The sequence below is a fragment of the Streptomyces sp. NPDC097107 genome (assembly GCF_044762405.1).
Taxonomy (GTDB): domain Bacteria; phylum Actinomycetota; class Actinomycetes; order Streptomycetales; family Streptomycetaceae; genus Streptomyces; species Streptomyces thinghirensis.
Window position 1 is genome coordinate 378,391 of sequence record NZ_JBIWEF010000005.1, and the last position, 12,548, is coordinate 390,938.

The following is a 12,548-nucleotide window of genomic DNA, read 5'->3' on the forward strand; positions in this document are numbered from 1 at the left end:
GCGGGCGTCCGCGGATGAGTGCGACCCCCGGCGACGGATACCTTTAGGTCGTGCAGCCAGCAAGTGAATCCCCCGAACGGCCCTCCGGCCGGCTTCATCGCGCCCGCGTCCTGTACCGCAACGTCTCCAAACGCAGGACCGCCTGGCTGCTGCTCAAGGACACGGTCAACTCGGGCATGGAGTACCGCATCCTCGGCCTCGCCGCCGAGGCCGCGTTCTTCACGCTGCTGTCGGTGCCGCCCCTGCTGCTGAGCCTCCTGGGCCTGCTCGGATACGTCGACGCGTGGATCGGCGCCGACACCACCGAGAGCCTGCGCACCAACATCCTGGACGCCTCCCGCGCGGTGCTCTCCGAGAAGGGCGTCCAGCAGATCACCGAGCCGATCCTGGACGACGTGATGAAGGGCGGCCGGCCCGACGTCATCTCCATCGGCTTCCTGTTCGCCCTGTGGTCGGGCTCCCGCGCGGTGAACGTCTTCATCGACACCATCACCGTGATGTACGGCCTGGACGGCGTCCGGGGCATCGTCAAGACCCGCCTGATGGCCTTCCTGCTGTTCCTGGTGGCCCTGCTGATCGGGTCGGTCGCGCTGCCGCTGATGGTGGCCGGTCCGGATGCGGTGGTGCGGATCGTGCCCTGGTCGACGACGGTCGTCCAGGTGCTCTACTGGCCGGTCGTCATCATCCTGTCCATCGTGTTCCTGACCACGCTGTACCACGTCTCCGTGCCCGTACGGTCCCCGTGGATCGAGGACGTGCCCGGCGCGCTGGTCGCCCTCGGCATGTGGGTGCTCGGCAGCTTCCTGCTGCGCATCTACCTCACCAGCACCGTCGAGGGCCCCACCATCTACGGTTCGCTGGCCGCGCCCGTCGCCGTGCTGCTGTGGATCGGCGTGTCCGCGTTCGCCGTGCTCGTCGGGGCCGCGGTCAACGCGGCCATCGACCGCGTCTGGCCGGCCGCGGCCACCGCGGCCGCCCGTGAGGCCAACGAGCGGCTGCGCCAGGCCCAGGTCGCCGAGTACGTGGCCCGCACCGCCGCGAGCGGCGAGGCGGACCCCGACATGCCCTCCGAGTTCCCGGAACGCTGGTCCCGCTTCCTGCCCCCGGAAGACGTCACCTCCCGCCTGCGCACCCACGTGAAGAACACGCCGCCCGCGAACCACAACAAGCCCGAGGCCTCGTAACCGGACCGCCCAGGTCCTGTCGTCGGACTCCCGTCGTCCGCCCGGAGGGCGGGCCTTGCGGCGTGCCTCCTCGGCGGGCCGCGCCCGCTCCTCGCCGCGCGCCGACAGCAGCACCGGCCGCCGCACGCCGAGCCCGGCCGCCTCCCGCGCCAGCGCCCCGACCGCCCCGGCGGCGTGGGGTGCGCCGACGTCGGTGGAGTGCGCCAGGCAGGCGGCGTCGGCACCGCGCAGGACGTCCGCCCAGGTCGACCGGTCCCGCCAGTCGGAGCCGGTCGCCCGGGAGGCCGCCCGCACGGTCAGCCCGGCCGCCCGCGCCGCCTCGGCCACCCGCCGCCCGGTGCGACCGGACGCCCCGTCACGACGACCGTCATGCCCGCTTCCGTGTTCATGTCTGCCGTGTCTGCCGTGTCTGTTGTGCCTGCCATGTCTGTCATGGCTTCAGCCAACTGCCGGGCGCCGTACGTTCCCATCGCCGCACGGCTCTTCCCATACACGTGCGGCTACGCTGTGGCGCCATGGACGCACTCGCCGGTCTGCTGGAGGGCCCCCGCGCCCGGGGCGCGTTCATGATCCGCGCCTGCTTCGACCCGCCGTGGGCCGTGCGCATCGAGGACCGGGCGCCGCTGACGGTGATGCTGATGGCCCGCGGCGACGCCTGGATCGTTCCGGACACGGGCGAGCGGCTGCGACTGCGGGCCGGCGACCTCGCCATCGCGCGCGGCCCCGACCCGTACACCTGCGCCGACGACCCCGGCACCCCGCCGCAGGCGGTGATCCTTCCGGGCGGCGTGTGCAGCTACCCCGACGGACGCCCCCTCAACGGCTCGATGGACCTCGGCGTGCGCACCTGGGGCGACCGACCCGACGGCGGCGCGGTGCTGCTGATCGGCACCTACCTGGTCCGGGGCGAGATCGGCGGCCGGCTGCTGGACGCCCTGCCGCCGTTGCTGTCCCTCACCTCCGACCAGTGGGACTGCCCGCTGACGCCCCTGCTCACGACGGAGGTCACGCGGGACGAGCCGGGTCAGGAGGTCGTCCTGGACCGGCTCCTCGACCTGCTGGTCATCGCCGCGCTACGGGCCTGGTTCGCCGGCCCGCGGGCCGAGCCGCCCGCCTGGTACCGGGCGCTGGGGGACCCGGTCGTCGGCCGGGCGCTGCGGCTGCTCCAGGACGACCCGGCGCGCCCCTGGACGGTGGCGTCGCTCGCCGCCGAGACCGGGGTCTCCCGCGCCGCGCTCGCCCGGCGCTTCACCGGCCTGGTGGGCGAGCCCCCGATGGGGTACCTCACCGGCTGGCGCCTCGCCCTCGCCGCCGACCGGCTGCGCGACACCGAGGACACGCTCGGCGTGATCGCCCGCCAGGTCGGCTACGGCAGCGCGTTCGCCCTGTCCACGGCCTTCAAGCGGGTGTACGGCGTCAGCCCGCAGGAGCACCGCGCACCGGCGTAGCCTGGCAGGCGTGTACGCGGAACGGGCGTCCCGGCTGACCGGCGCGGTGGTGTGGACCAACACCCCGACCGCACCCGGCGGCCCGGGGCGCGTCCTGCCCGACGGCTGCATGGACCTGCTCTGGCACGACGGCCGGCTGCTCGTCGCGGGCCCCGACACCCGCGCCCACGTCACCGAGGGCGCCCCGGGTCCCTGGGCGGGCGTCCGCTTCTACCCCGGCACCGCGCCCGCCCTCCTGGGCGTCCCCGCCCACGAACTGCGCGACCGGCGCGTCGAACTCGCCGACCTCTGGCCGGCCCCCCGGGTGCGGCGGCTGACCGCGCGGGTGAACGCGGCCCTCGACCCGGCGAACGGCCTGGAGGAGGCGGCGCTGTCCCGGGCGGCCGACACCGAGCCCGCCGACCCGATGCTGCGCCGGATCGTGACCGCCCTCGACGCCGGCTGCCCGGTGGCCGGCACCGCCGACGAACTCGGCATCGGAGCCCGCCGGTTGCACCGCCGCTCACTGGCCGCCTTCGGTTACGGCCCCAAGACGCTGGCCCGCGTACTGCGGTTGCAGCGCGCCCTCGCCCTGGCCCGCGCGGGCACGCCCCTCGCCGAGACGGCCGTCCGGTCCGGTTACGCGGACCAGGCCCACCTGACGCGGGACGTGCGGCGGTTGGCGGGCGTGTCACCCGGGGAACTACTCGGCCGGCGTGGATAGCGGCGCGAACAGGTCGACGCCGTGGCCGTCCGGGTCGTTCACGACGGCGTACCGCTGCCCCCAGACGGCGTCCCAGGGCTTGAGTTCGCCGTGGCACCCGGCGCCGGTCAGCTCCCCGTAGAGCGCGTCGACTTCGGCGGGTGTGTCGCACAGCAGGGCGAGCGAGTGCCGCCCGCCACCGGCCGGTGGCTGCCATCCGGGGTGGAAGGAGCGGACGGTCTCCTCGGTGTCGAGCAGCAGCCGGATCCCGCCCGGCAGCTCGGCCTCGGCGTGCGGCTGGTCCCCGGCGCCCTCGGGGAACGCGAAACCGAGCCGGCGGTAGAAGGTCACGGACGCGGCCATGTCGGAGACGACGAGGCCGATGGCGTTGAATCGTGCGGTCATGGGGCCACGGTAGGCAGGGCCCGGCAGTCCGGTCTTGAAGGAAACGGACATGACGGCGGCGTTCCTGTGGGACGTGCCGGGAGGGCCTTGTCTCAGAAGCCCCTCAAGTCACTCGAACCGCACCGGCCACGGCAACGACCATGGCTCCATGTTCGGACGCGGCAGGCGACCGGAACTCAACGTCCTCGTCCTGCGCGACGCGGACGTCATCGCCCACGGCATCCGTCAGGCGCTCGCCGGGCGCGCTGTGGAACACCTGTACGGCAGGATGGCCGCATGATTCGTCCCACGCGCCACCTGCCGGTGCTGCTGCTGGCCCCGCTGCTGCTCACCGCCTGCGGCTCCGAGAAGGCGGACGCCGACCCCGCGGCCGGCTCCTCCGCAAGCGTCACCGAGGCCACCGGCCAGGGTGAACTCGAGGCCCGCGCACAGGCGCTGGGCGTGGCGCCCGAGCTGGTCCGCGTCATCGGATCCCCCGGTTTCACCCTGGCCCAGCAGTCCGTCGGCGTACTCGGCGACGACGGCTTCTCCGCCACCTGGGTCTCCCGCGAGACCGCCGCCCACCTGCGCCTCTCCGTCGACCGGGGCTCGATCACCGGCGCCACCTGCCCCGAGCAGCCGGTCGGCGACATGTCCGGCGAGCGCACGACGTGCGAGCGCGACGGCGACGCCTGGTACCGCACCGGCGCCGGACGACACGAGTACGCCGTGCCCGAGGAGGGGCACGTCGTGCGCGTCTCCGGCGAGGCGGACGCCGTGCCGCGCGACGTCCTGCGCGAGGCCGCCCTGGCCGCCCACCGCCCCGACACCTCCGAGGCCGCCGCCCTCCTGCCTCCGGCCGGACCCGCGCCCAGCGCACCGGTGGAGCGCGGCGATCTGCCCTCGTTCGGCGACGGGGCACCCGACAACGGTGTGGGCGTGGGCGGCTGACCCGGTCCCACCGCCCGGTCCGGCCGTCTAGGGTCGGCGCCATGGCCCCCCGAGTGCTCCTCTTCACGCGCACCACCGCCTACCGCCACGACTCCATCCCGGACGCGGTCGACGCCGTGGGAACGCTGGGGGAGTTCGAGACCCACCACACGGAGGACCCGGCGGTCCTGGAGGGGCCCCTCGCCCCTTACGCCGCCGTCGTCTTCCTCTCCACCAGCGGCGAGGTGCTCACCCCGGCCGGGCGCACCCGGCTCGCCGAGTACGTCGAGTCGGGCGGCGGCTTCGTCGGCGTCCACGCGGCGGCCTGCACCGAGGACGACTGGCCGTACTACGGCGAACTGCTCGGCGCCCGCTTCGACCGGCACCCCGCCCACCAGCCGGGCCGGGTGGTCGTCGAGGACCGCGATCACCCCGCGACCCGGGACCTGCCCGCCGTCTGGGAGTTCACGGACGAGTGGTACGACTTCCGCACCAACCCGCGCGGCGCGGTCCGCGTCCTCGCCCGCGCCGACGAGTCGTCGTACGAGGGCGGCGGCATGGGCGACGACCATCCACTGGTCTGGTGCCGCGACCAGGGCGCGGGCCGCGTCTTCTACACGGCCCTCGGCCACGCCGCCGACGCCTACACCGACCCGGACTTCCGCGCCCATCTGCGGGGCGGCATCGACTGGGCGGCCCGGATCCGCTAGGGGGTGTCGTTCGGATCGGGCCGGCTCCGGGCGGCGGTGCCTTGCGACTCCGGCAGGGCCCGGACGACACTTCCTAGGCGGGCATCGCCCCGCTCCGTGCCGCCCTGCGGTGGCGCGCGGTCAGGCGGGAGCCGGACTCGCGGCGGGCCGCGCGGCGCAGGAGGGGTACGGCGAGCAGGAACCCGAGGACCGTCCAGGCGGTCAGTACCAGGGCGACCATGGGCAGCTCCCAGGAGCCCGCGACCTCGGCGGCCCGTGCGGAGTCCGGCAGCAGCGCCGAACGCAGCCCCTGCGCCATCCACTTGAGCGGGAAGACCGAGGCGACCTGCTGGACCGGCACGGGCAGCGAGGTGATCGGGAAGACCGCTCCGGAGGTGAACAGCAGCGCCATCGTGGGCAGCATGATCAACGCCAGCGCCTCGCGCGGGTTGGGCAGCACGGCGCCGATGGCCGCGCCCAGCGGCACGACGGCGAGCAGCCCCAGCGTGGTCACCCACAGCAGCGTCAGCCAGTCGCCCGGCCCGCGCGGCAGCGGCCCGTCCACCAGCAGCGCCGCGGCCGCCAGGAGCAGGGCCAGGGTGCCGGTCGCCATGACGACCACCAGCAGGCACTTGGCGATGAGGTAGGCCGGTATTCCGCCGGGCGTCGCGCGCAGTCGCAGCAGGGCGCCCTCCTCCCGCTCGGTCACGAGTATCTGCGGGAGGTTGATCAGCCCGATCTGGAACAGCAGGTAGGCGGCGAAGCCGGCGAGCACCAGGTGGGCCATCGGGGTGTGGGTACCGGGAACGTCGTCGCTGATGTAGGCGCCGATCAGCAGTGCGACGACCACGTTGCTCAGATGTCCGGACATCTCCTTGGGGTTGCGCAGGAGGTGCCGCAGCTCGATGCCGCCGCGGAGGAAGCCGGCCCGCCAGTGGCGGGCGGTGCGGCCCGGCCGCTTCGACCCTCCGGGCGTCTCGTCCGTCGTCTCCGCCTTGTCGGCCGTACTCGTCTCGTTCGTCATGTGTGTCCCCCTCATGCCGCCCGTGCCTCCCGGTCCACGGCCTCGTCCGTGCCGTCGGCCGCCCGGTGCACCATGTGCAGATAGGTGTCCTCCAGCGTCGGACGGCGGACCTCCAGGCCGGCGATCGGGCCGTCGGCGTTCCGGTGGAGCTCCCAGACCAGCTGTGAGGGGTCGTCGGTGCGTTCGCGGCGGGGCGTCCCGTCGTCGGCCGTCCAGCGGACCTCGGCCCGGGCGGCGGCCCGACGGGCCAGCTCCGACGGGGTGCCGCAGGCCCGGATCCGGCCGCCGACCAGCATCGCGATCCGGTCGGCGAGCCGCTCGGCCTCCACCAGGTCGTGGGTGGTGAGCAGGACGGTGACGCCTTCGTCGCGGGCCAGCCGTTCGACCAGGAGGTGGAACTCGCGCCGCGCCTCGGGGTCGAAGCCGGTGGTCGGCTCGTCCAGGAAGAGGAGGTCGGGGCGGCCGACGATGCCGAGCGCGACGTCCAGCCGTCGGCGTTGGCCGCCGGACAGCCGGTTCACCTGCCGGTCGGCCCGGTCGGTGAGGCCGACCAGGGCAAGCAGTTCGGCCGGGTCGCGCGGGTCGGGGTAGTACGTCGCGAAGTGCGTCAGCAGCTCGGCGACCCGCCAGCGGGGGTGGTCGCGCCAGGACTGCAGGACCAGGCCGATGCGGCCGCGCCAGGTGTCGTCGCCCCGCTCCGGATCCGCGCCGAGGACGCGGACCTCGCCGGCGGAGCGCTGCCGGAAGCCCTCCAGGATCTCGACGGTGGTGGTCTTCCCGGCACCGTTGGGCCCGAGCAGGGCGAAGACCTCGCCGCGGTGGACGTCGAGATCGATGCCGTGGAGGACGTCGACGGCCCCGTACGACATGGTCAGGTCGCGTACCCGGATCACAGGTTGGGCGGGTGAGTGCTCGAACCGCGTCATCGTGCTGCCTCCGGGTGGTGCTGCCGCTGTGGCCGTGGTGCCTCCTCGGCCGCCGTAGCGGGCCCGGCGCCCTCGACGATCGCCCGGAGCGCCGCCACGTGCCCCTCGAAGGCGGTGCGGCCACGGTCGGTCAGCCGTACCTTCGTGCGCCGCTTGCGGCCGCCGCCCTCCTTGTGGATCTCCAGGTATCCGGCCTCTTCCAGGGTGTGCAGCTGTTTGGAGAGCGCCGAGTCGCTGAGCGAGAGGCTGTCGCGGACGAACGCGAAGTCCGCCCACTCGGTGGTGGCGAGCAGCGCGACCACCGACAGCCGGGTGGCGGGATGGATCAGCTCGTCGAAGCCGGTGGGGATGCTCATCGGGCGGCTCCCGCGCGGGCCGCCCGTTCGCCGCCGCCCCGCAGCGAGCCCGCCGCCCAGCGGTTCGTCGGCCCGACGAAGACCAGGAACACGGCCGCCGAGACCGTGGCCTGGACGAGACCGGCGAACATCGGCTCCAGTGGCTCGACCAGGCGGCCGGAGAGCACGACGGTCCCGGCGGTCACCACCGCGGCCGCGACGAACGCGGCGAGCATCCGCCAGTCGGAGCGGGAGTGGTGCAGTCGCATCCGGCTCCTGCGGCTGTGCACCACGGCCAGCGCGCTCAGCAGCCCGACGTACGCGGCCAGGACCAGCCAGACGCCCCACCGGGGCAGATCCAGGCCCAGTCCGGCCAGGAAGACCCACATGATCGCGGCCGTGACGTAGTTCGCACCCGGACGGCCGGACACGGTCCGCTCGAACTCGTCGTACACGCGCTCCTGCGGCACCCGGATGCGCTGCAGATCCCTCCACGCCTGTTCGGCGTCCACCGGCGTGCTCAAGACCATTGCCTCCCCGTGACGGAATCTACTTTCCTGATGGGAAAGCTAGCCCTGACTTTCCCAGAAGGCAAGTCAGGGCGTTCCGCGGTCGGCAAGGGCGTCGCCGGTCGTTACTCCTCGAAGGTGGCGACGGTTTCGAGACCGGCGTGCCGCAGGGTCCGGTGAACGGCCGGGCGGGCCCCGCGGACGGTGATGGCGGCCGGCTCCGGGGCCCGGGTGACCGCTCGCAGCAGCGCGTAGGCGCAGGCCAGGTCGATGTGGTGCAGGTCGCTCATCTCCAGCGTCCACGTGCCGGGCTGCCGCAGACGGTGGTCGAGGAGGAGTTCCTCCAGTACGCGCAGCGCGGGAGCGTCCAGGTCGCCGGAGAAGGCCAGCACTGCGTGCTGCCCGTCGGCCTCGGAGATCCTCACGGGGGCGGGCTGGCTCGGGCGGTGAGGGTCGACGGTCACGACGGCCTCCTCGGCGGCGCATGGCGGGCGTACGTGACTTCCATTGTCCCCCAGTGGCGTCGAGCGGGACTCTCGGAACAGACCGCCGGAACTGACCGCGGGAACTGACCGCGGGAACTGACCGCGGGAACTGACCGCGGGAACTGACCGCGGGAACTGACCGCGGGAACTGACCGCGGGAACTGACCGCCGGAACAGACCGCCGGAACAGACCGCCGGAACTGACCGCCGGAACAGACCGCCGGAACTGAGCGCGGGAACTGATCACTGGAACAGATCACCGGAATAGACCGGCTCGCCGTGCCGCTATGACATGCGCAGTGCATCAGTGCGGCGAAGGACTGGTGAGCGCGTGATGGCAGGCCGGACGAACCCTGTGGTCGGTACGCCGCACGGGGCCGTACGCGGCAGATACGAGCACGGCATCGCTGTGTTCCGGGGCATCCCGTACGCCGCGCCCCCCTTCGGACCGCGCCGGTTCCGGCCGCCTGTGCCGCCCGAGCCCTGGGACGGAGTACGCGACGCCGGCTCCTTCGGCCCCACGGCGCCGAAACCGCCGTACTCCGAGGCATTCGCCCAGTACCTCTCCGACCCGGCCATCCCCGGCGACGACTGCCTCAACCTCAACGTCTGGACCCCCGAGCCGGCCCCCCGGAGCCCGCCTGCCGGTCCTGGTCTGGCTGCACGGCGGCGCCCTCACCAGGGGCTCCTCCGCCGTCCCCGTCTACGACGGCCGCACCTTCGCCCGGGACGGCGTGGTCTGTGTGTCGGTCAACTACCGGCTGGGCGTCGAGGGCTACGGACTGTTCCCCGACGCCCCCGCCAACGCCGGCCTGCGCGACCAGCTCGCCGCCCTGAAGTGGGTGCACGAGTCGATCGCGGCCTTCGGCGGCGACCCCGACCGGGTCACCCTCGCCGGGCAGTCCGCCGGAGCCATCAGCACCGGCGCCCTCCTCGCCGCCCCGCAGGCCCACGGCCTCATCCGGCGGGCCGTGCTGCAGAGCGGTGCCCCGGAGGCCGCCGACCGCGACAAGGTCCGGCGGATGGTCCGCCGCATGGCCTCCCGCCTCAAGATCCCCGCCACCGCCGAGGCCTTCGCCGCCACCGACCGCGGCCGGCTGCTGCGCGCCCAGGCCGAGGTGGGCAGGCTCAGCGGCCCCGTGCTCGGCGGACCCGCCTTCGACATCGTCGTCGACGGGGACGTGCTTCCCCGCGACCCGCTGGAGGCGCTGGTCGAGGGCGGGGCCGCACCCGGCGTCGACCTGATGATGGGCTGGACGCGGGACGAGTACCGGCTGTGGCTGGTACCCGGCGGCCTCCTCGAACGCGTCGACCGGCTCGGCGCCGTCACCCTCGCCGGTGCGCGCGCCCGCGTCCACTGCGGCAACGAGGTCGTACGCGGCTACCGCGCCGTGCACGCCGGCGCCGCCGAGACCGTCGGTCAGCTGGTCACCGACCACCTGCTCCGCATCCCGATGCACCGCCTGGCCGACGCGCGGCCGGGATCGTCGTACGTCTACGAGTTCGCCTGGCCGTCCGGCCTGCCCGACCTCGGCGCCTGCCACGCCCTGGAACTGGGCTTCGCATCGACTCCGGGGACACGCCCGATTCGCGCAGGCTCGCGGGCGACGGGGCTCCGCAGGAGCTGACCGACGCGATGCACGGGGCGTGGGTGCGGTTCGCGGAGTCCGGGGTCCCGGGGTGGACGGCGTGGGACGCCACGCATCCCGTGCGGGTCTTCGGAGACGGCGCCCCGCACACGGCGTACGGTCCGCGCGACGCCGAGTTCGACCTGTGGCAGGCCGACGTCACCATGCGAGGAATGCGGTCCAGGCGGCTGGTTCGACGGTGATGGTGTCGCCGACGGTTGTTTTGGAGTGGCGGATGTGGATGGTGGTGGGTTGGATGGCGACTTCTACGCAGGCGCCGCCTTCGCTTCCGCTGTAGCTGGACTTGAACCACTTGAGGTCGGTGCCGCTCATGCTTCTCCCAGAAGACGATCCAACATGGCCCTCGTCTCCTCGGTGTTGAGGGCCTGCGTTCGCAGCGTCGCATACTTCTGGGTCAGGATCCCCACCCCATCGGGATCGGCGATCAACTGGCTGCCCCGCTGAGTTTCCATGTAGGCGAGCCGCTGGTATTCGGGTGTTTCGAGGAGGATGAACGGGCCATCGAGTCCGGCGTGGGAGGTTCGGCCGAGTGGCAGGACCTGGAGGGTGATTCCAGGTACGTCGACGTGCTCCCGCAGCTTCCGCACCTGCTCGGCGTATACGTCGCGTCCGCCCAAGTGGTCTCGCAGCGCGGCCTCCCAGATGACGAAGCTCACGGTGGGCGGCACTTTGCGGTGAAGAATTGATTGACGGTCGATGCGACCAGCGACCAACTGCGCGATCGAGTCGTCGTCATAGACCGGTACCCGGCTCCGGAAGACGGCTTGGGCGTAGGCCTCTGTTTGCAGCAGACCGGGAATGGCCGAACCCTCATACCACGAGATCGCGAAGGCCTCCCGCTCCCTGAGGTCGAACTCCCCACCCGCGCGCGTACGTTCACCGCCGCGCACCCGTACAGACCGGCCGTACGGCAGCGCGCTGTGTCTCATCATGGCCACGGAGCATGACCATCGTCACGTGAACAAGGAAACTCAACCCCCGTCCCCACGTGAACGCCTCTACCGCCGGGAACGCCGGTCGGTCCCCGCCGCGCGGGCGTTCGCGGGGGAGGCCCTCGCCGAGTGGGGCATGCGCGAGCGTGCGGACGACGTCGTGCTGTGCGTCAGCGAACTGGCGACCAACGCCCTGCTGCACGGCGTACCGCCCGGCCGGGGCTTCCTGCTGCGCCTGCTGCCGTACGGCGACGGTGTCGGCGTCCGCGTCGAGGTGCACGACAGCGGGGACGGCGTACCGGCGATGCCGCAGGCGGAGGAAACGGGAGCCCGGAGAGGGCGGGCGCGGGCTGCTGCTGGTGTCGGAGCTGGCGGACAAGTGGGGCGTGGGGGAGCGGGGCCCCGGCAAGATCGTGTGGTGCGAGGTGGGTGCCGCCCGGGCACGGCCACCGGTCACGGCGACGACAGCACCGACGCGATCGACGTGATCGCGTCCGGGCCCACCCGGCAGCACCCGCCGACGAGCCGGGCCCCGGCGGCCCGCCAGCCACGCACCTGATCGGCGTCGAACGAGGAACGCCCCCGCCACGCCCGGTCCTGCGCGTCCCACAGCTCACCGCTGTTGGGATAGACGACGACCGGCTTGCCGGTGACCCGGGCCGCGGTCTCGACCGCACCGGCCACGTCCTCGGGGGCGCAGCAGTTCACGCCCACCGCGATCACCTCTTCCGCGTCCGCCGCCAGGGCGAAGGCCTCCTCCAGTGGCTGACCGGCGCGGGTCCGGTCGCCCGCGACGGTGTACGACAGCCAGGCCGGCACGCCCAGTCCGCGCACCGCCCTCAGCAGTGCCGCCGCCTCGTCGGTGTCGGGGACCGTCTCCAGCGCGAGGGCGTCGGGGCCTGCGGCGGCCAGGACCTCGAGGCGCGGCCGGTGGAAGCGCTCCAGTTCACCGGCGCCGAGCCCGTACCGGCCGCGGTACTCGGAGCCGTCCGCGAGCATCGCCCCGTACGGGCCGGCCGACGCCGCCACCCACAGCGGACGGGCCGCTCCTGCCCGGCGGGCCGCGTCCCGGGCCAGCTCCACGCTGAGAGCGAGCAGTTCGGCGGCCCGCTCCCGCCCGACGCCGCGCCGGGCGAAGCCCTCGAAGGTGGCCTGGTAGCTGGAGGTGATCGCCACGTCCGCCCCCGCCTCGAAGTAGGCGAGATGGGCCTCGGCGATCGCGTCCGGCGCCTCGGCGAGCAGCCGGGCCGACCACAGTCCGTCGCTCAGGTCGTGCCCGGCCGACTCCAGTTGGTTGGACAGCCCGCCGTCGAGCACGAGCGGGCGGCCGGAGGCGAGGGCGTCGGCGAAGTCGCTGGTCATGCCGCCAGG

General features: G+C 73.4%; 15 protein-coding genes and 2 pseudogenes. 8 read left to right on the forward strand and 9 right to left on the reverse strand.

Features of this window, described 5'->3' with window-relative positions:
• Positions 1 to 50: 50 nt before the first annotated feature.
• The 3 genes from ACIQ1J_RS14435 to ACIQ1J_RS14445 all read left to right on the forward strand — a co-directional run bounded on the left by ACIQ1J_RS14435 (position 51) and on the right by ACIQ1J_RS14445 (position 3,335).
• Complete coding sequence (locus ACIQ1J_RS14435; RefSeq protein ID WP_403557019.1) at positions 51 to 1,184, forward strand: YihY/virulence factor BrkB family protein; 1,134 nt, start codon at positions 51 to 53, stop codon at positions 1,182 to 1,184.
• Between the two features lie 515 nt (positions 1,185 to 1,699).
• Positions 1,700 to 2,632: an AraC family transcriptional regulator gene (locus ACIQ1J_RS14440; protein ID WP_403557020.1), complete on the forward strand. Its 933-nt coding sequence runs from the start codon at positions 1,700 to 1,702 to the stop codon at positions 2,630 to 2,632.
• 10 nt (positions 2,633 to 2,642) lie between these two features.
• Positions 2,643 to 3,335 (forward strand): helix-turn-helix domain-containing protein, encoded by a 693-nt coding sequence (locus ACIQ1J_RS14445; protein ID WP_403557021.1) that lies wholly within the window; start codon positions 2,643 to 2,645, stop codon positions 3,333 to 3,335.
• Here the strand turns inward: ACIQ1J_RS14445 and ACIQ1J_RS14450 are convergent.
• Complete coding sequence (locus ACIQ1J_RS14450; protein WP_403557022.1) at positions 3,315 to 3,719, reverse strand: VOC family protein; 405 nt, start codon at positions 3,717 to 3,719, stop codon at positions 3,315 to 3,317. The genes ACIQ1J_RS14445 and ACIQ1J_RS14450 overlap by 21 nt on opposite strands.
• Before the next feature lie 148 nt (positions 3,720 to 3,867).
• On the opposite strand from ACIQ1J_RS14450, the gene ACIQ1J_RS14455 reads away from it, so the two are divergent.
• From ACIQ1J_RS14455 to ACIQ1J_RS14465, 3 genes are read left to right on the forward strand one after another with little or no spacing between them, the layout of a single operon-like run.
• On the forward strand, positions 3,868 to 3,999 hold the full coding sequence (locus ACIQ1J_RS14455; RefSeq protein ID WP_403557023.1) for a hypothetical protein: 132 nt from the start codon (positions 3,868 to 3,870) through the stop codon (positions 3,997 to 3,999).
• Positions 3,996 to 4,649 carry a hypothetical protein gene (locus tag ACIQ1J_RS14460; RefSeq protein WP_403557024.1) on the forward strand — a complete coding sequence of 218 codons (654 nt, stop codon included), beginning with the start codon at positions 3,996 to 3,998 and terminating at the stop codon, positions 4,647 to 4,649. The genes ACIQ1J_RS14455 and ACIQ1J_RS14460 overlap by 4 nt, the downstream gene beginning before the upstream one ends.
• Before the next feature lie 41 nt (positions 4,650 to 4,690).
• Positions 4,691 to 5,338: a ThuA domain-containing protein gene (locus ACIQ1J_RS14465; protein ID WP_403557025.1), complete on the forward strand. Its 648-nt coding sequence runs from the start codon at positions 4,691 to 4,693 to the stop codon at positions 5,336 to 5,338.
• A gap of 73 nt (positions 5,339 to 5,411) precedes the next feature.
• On the opposite strand, the gene ACIQ1J_RS14470 is transcribed toward ACIQ1J_RS14465, so the two are convergent.
• From ACIQ1J_RS14470 to ACIQ1J_RS14490, 5 genes are all read right to left on the reverse strand, one after another.
• Entirely contained in the window at positions 5,412 to 6,341 is a 930-nt protein-coding gene (locus ACIQ1J_RS14470) for an ABC transporter permease (protein ID WP_403557026.1), read from the reverse strand.
• A gap of 11 nt (positions 6,342 to 6,352) precedes the next feature.
• Positions 6,353 to 7,267: an ABC transporter ATP-binding protein gene (locus ACIQ1J_RS14475; protein WP_403557027.1), complete on the reverse strand. Its 915-nt coding sequence runs from the start codon at positions 7,265 to 7,267 to the stop codon at positions 6,353 to 6,355.
• Positions 7,264 to 7,623 carry a transcriptional regulator gene (locus tag ACIQ1J_RS14480; RefSeq protein ID WP_403557028.1) on the reverse strand — a complete coding sequence of 120 codons (360 nt, stop codon included), beginning with the start codon at positions 7,621 to 7,623 and terminating at the stop codon, positions 7,264 to 7,266. The genes ACIQ1J_RS14475 and ACIQ1J_RS14480 overlap by 4 nt, the downstream gene beginning before the upstream one ends.
• Positions 7,620 to 8,132: a hypothetical protein gene (locus tag ACIQ1J_RS14485; protein ID WP_403557029.1), complete on the reverse strand. Its 513-nt coding sequence runs from the start codon at positions 8,130 to 8,132 to the stop codon at positions 7,620 to 7,622. The genes ACIQ1J_RS14480 and ACIQ1J_RS14485 overlap by 4 nt, the downstream gene beginning before the upstream one ends.
• A 104-nt stretch (positions 8,133 to 8,236) precedes the next feature.
• Positions 8,237 to 8,575, reverse strand: a complete 339-nt coding sequence (locus ACIQ1J_RS14490; RefSeq protein WP_403557030.1) for an STAS domain-containing protein — start codon at positions 8,573 to 8,575, stop codon at positions 8,237 to 8,239.
• Between the two features lie 355 nt (positions 8,576 to 8,930).
• Here ACIQ1J_RS14490 and ACIQ1J_RS14495 point away from each other — a divergent pair.
• Positions 8,931 to 10,427, forward strand: a pseudogene (locus ACIQ1J_RS14495) (carboxylesterase/lipase family protein).
• On the opposite strand, the gene ACIQ1J_RS14500 reads toward ACIQ1J_RS14495, so the two are convergent.
• Together ACIQ1J_RS14500 and ACIQ1J_RS14505 are read right to left on the reverse strand one after the other, a co-directional pair.
• Positions 10,384 to 10,557 carry a DUF397 domain-containing protein gene (locus tag ACIQ1J_RS14500; protein ID WP_403557031.1) on the reverse strand — a complete coding sequence of 58 codons (174 nt, stop codon included), beginning with the start codon at positions 10,555 to 10,557 and terminating at the stop codon, positions 10,384 to 10,386. The pseudogene ACIQ1J_RS14495 and the gene ACIQ1J_RS14500 overlap by 44 nt on opposite strands.
• Positions 10,554 to 11,177, reverse strand: a complete 624-nt coding sequence (locus tag ACIQ1J_RS14505) for a DUF5753 domain-containing protein (protein WP_403557197.1) — start codon at positions 11,175 to 11,177, stop codon at positions 10,554 to 10,556. The genes ACIQ1J_RS14500 and ACIQ1J_RS14505 overlap by 4 nt, the downstream gene beginning before the upstream one ends.
• 25 nt (positions 11,178 to 11,202) lie before the next feature.
• Between ACIQ1J_RS14505 and ACIQ1J_RS14510 the strand changes: the two are divergent.
• Positions 11,203 to 11,665 (forward strand): annotated as a pseudogene (locus ACIQ1J_RS14510) (ATP-binding protein).
• Here the strand turns inward: ACIQ1J_RS14510 and mmuM are convergent.
• Positions 11,631 to 12,539: a homocysteine S-methyltransferase gene (mmuM, locus tag ACIQ1J_RS14515; RefSeq protein WP_403557032.1), complete on the reverse strand. Its 909-nt coding sequence runs from the start codon at positions 12,537 to 12,539 to the stop codon at positions 11,631 to 11,633. The pseudogene ACIQ1J_RS14510 and the gene mmuM sit on opposite strands and share 35 nt — an antisense overlap.
• Positions 12,540 to 12,548: the final 9 nt, after the last annotated feature.

Bases quoted from the DNA above. Each gene is read 5' to 3' on its own strand.
- ACIQ1J_RS14440 (WP_403557020.1), top strand. From the start codon at position 1,700: ATGGACGCACTCGCCGGTCTGCTGGAGGGCCCCCGCGCCCGGGGCGCG.
- ACIQ1J_RS14450 (WP_403557022.1), bottom strand. From the start codon at position 3,719: ATGACCGCACGATTCAACGCCATCGGCCTCGTCGTCTCCGACATGGCC.
- ACIQ1J_RS14455 (WP_403557023.1), top strand. From the start codon at position 3,868: ATGTTCGGACGCGGCAGGCGACCGGAACTCAACGTCCTCGTCCTGCGC.
- ACIQ1J_RS14460 (WP_403557024.1), top strand. From the start codon at position 3,996: ATGATTCGTCCCACGCGCCACCTGCCGGTGCTGCTGCTGGCCCCGCTG.
- ACIQ1J_RS14465 (WP_403557025.1), top strand. From the start codon at position 4,691: ATGGCCCCCCGAGTGCTCCTCTTCACGCGCACCACCGCCTACCGCCAC.
- ACIQ1J_RS14470 (WP_403557026.1), bottom strand. From the start codon at position 6,341: ATGACGAACGAGACGAGTACGGCCGACAAGGCGGAGACGACGGACGAG.
- ACIQ1J_RS14475 (WP_403557027.1), bottom strand. From the start codon at position 7,267: ATGACGCGGTTCGAGCACTCACCCGCCCAACCTGTGATCCGGGTACGC.
- ACIQ1J_RS14480 (WP_403557028.1), bottom strand. From the start codon at position 7,623: ATGAGCATCCCCACCGGCTTCGACGAGCTGATCCATCCCGCCACCCGG.
- ACIQ1J_RS14485 (WP_403557029.1), bottom strand. From the start codon at position 8,132: ATGGTCTTGAGCACGCCGGTGGACGCCGAACAGGCGTGGAGGGATCTG.
- ACIQ1J_RS14500 (WP_403557031.1), bottom strand. From the start codon at position 10,557: ATGAGCGGCACCGACCTCAAGTGGTTCAAGTCCAGCTACAGCGGAAGC.
- ACIQ1J_RS14505 (WP_403557197.1), bottom strand. From the start codon at position 11,177: ATGATGAGACACAGCGCGCTGCCGTACGGCCGGTCTGTACGGGTGCGC.
- mmuM (WP_403557032.1), bottom strand. From the start codon at position 12,539: ATGACCAGCGACTTCGCCGACGCCCTCGCCTCCGGCCGCCCGCTCGTG.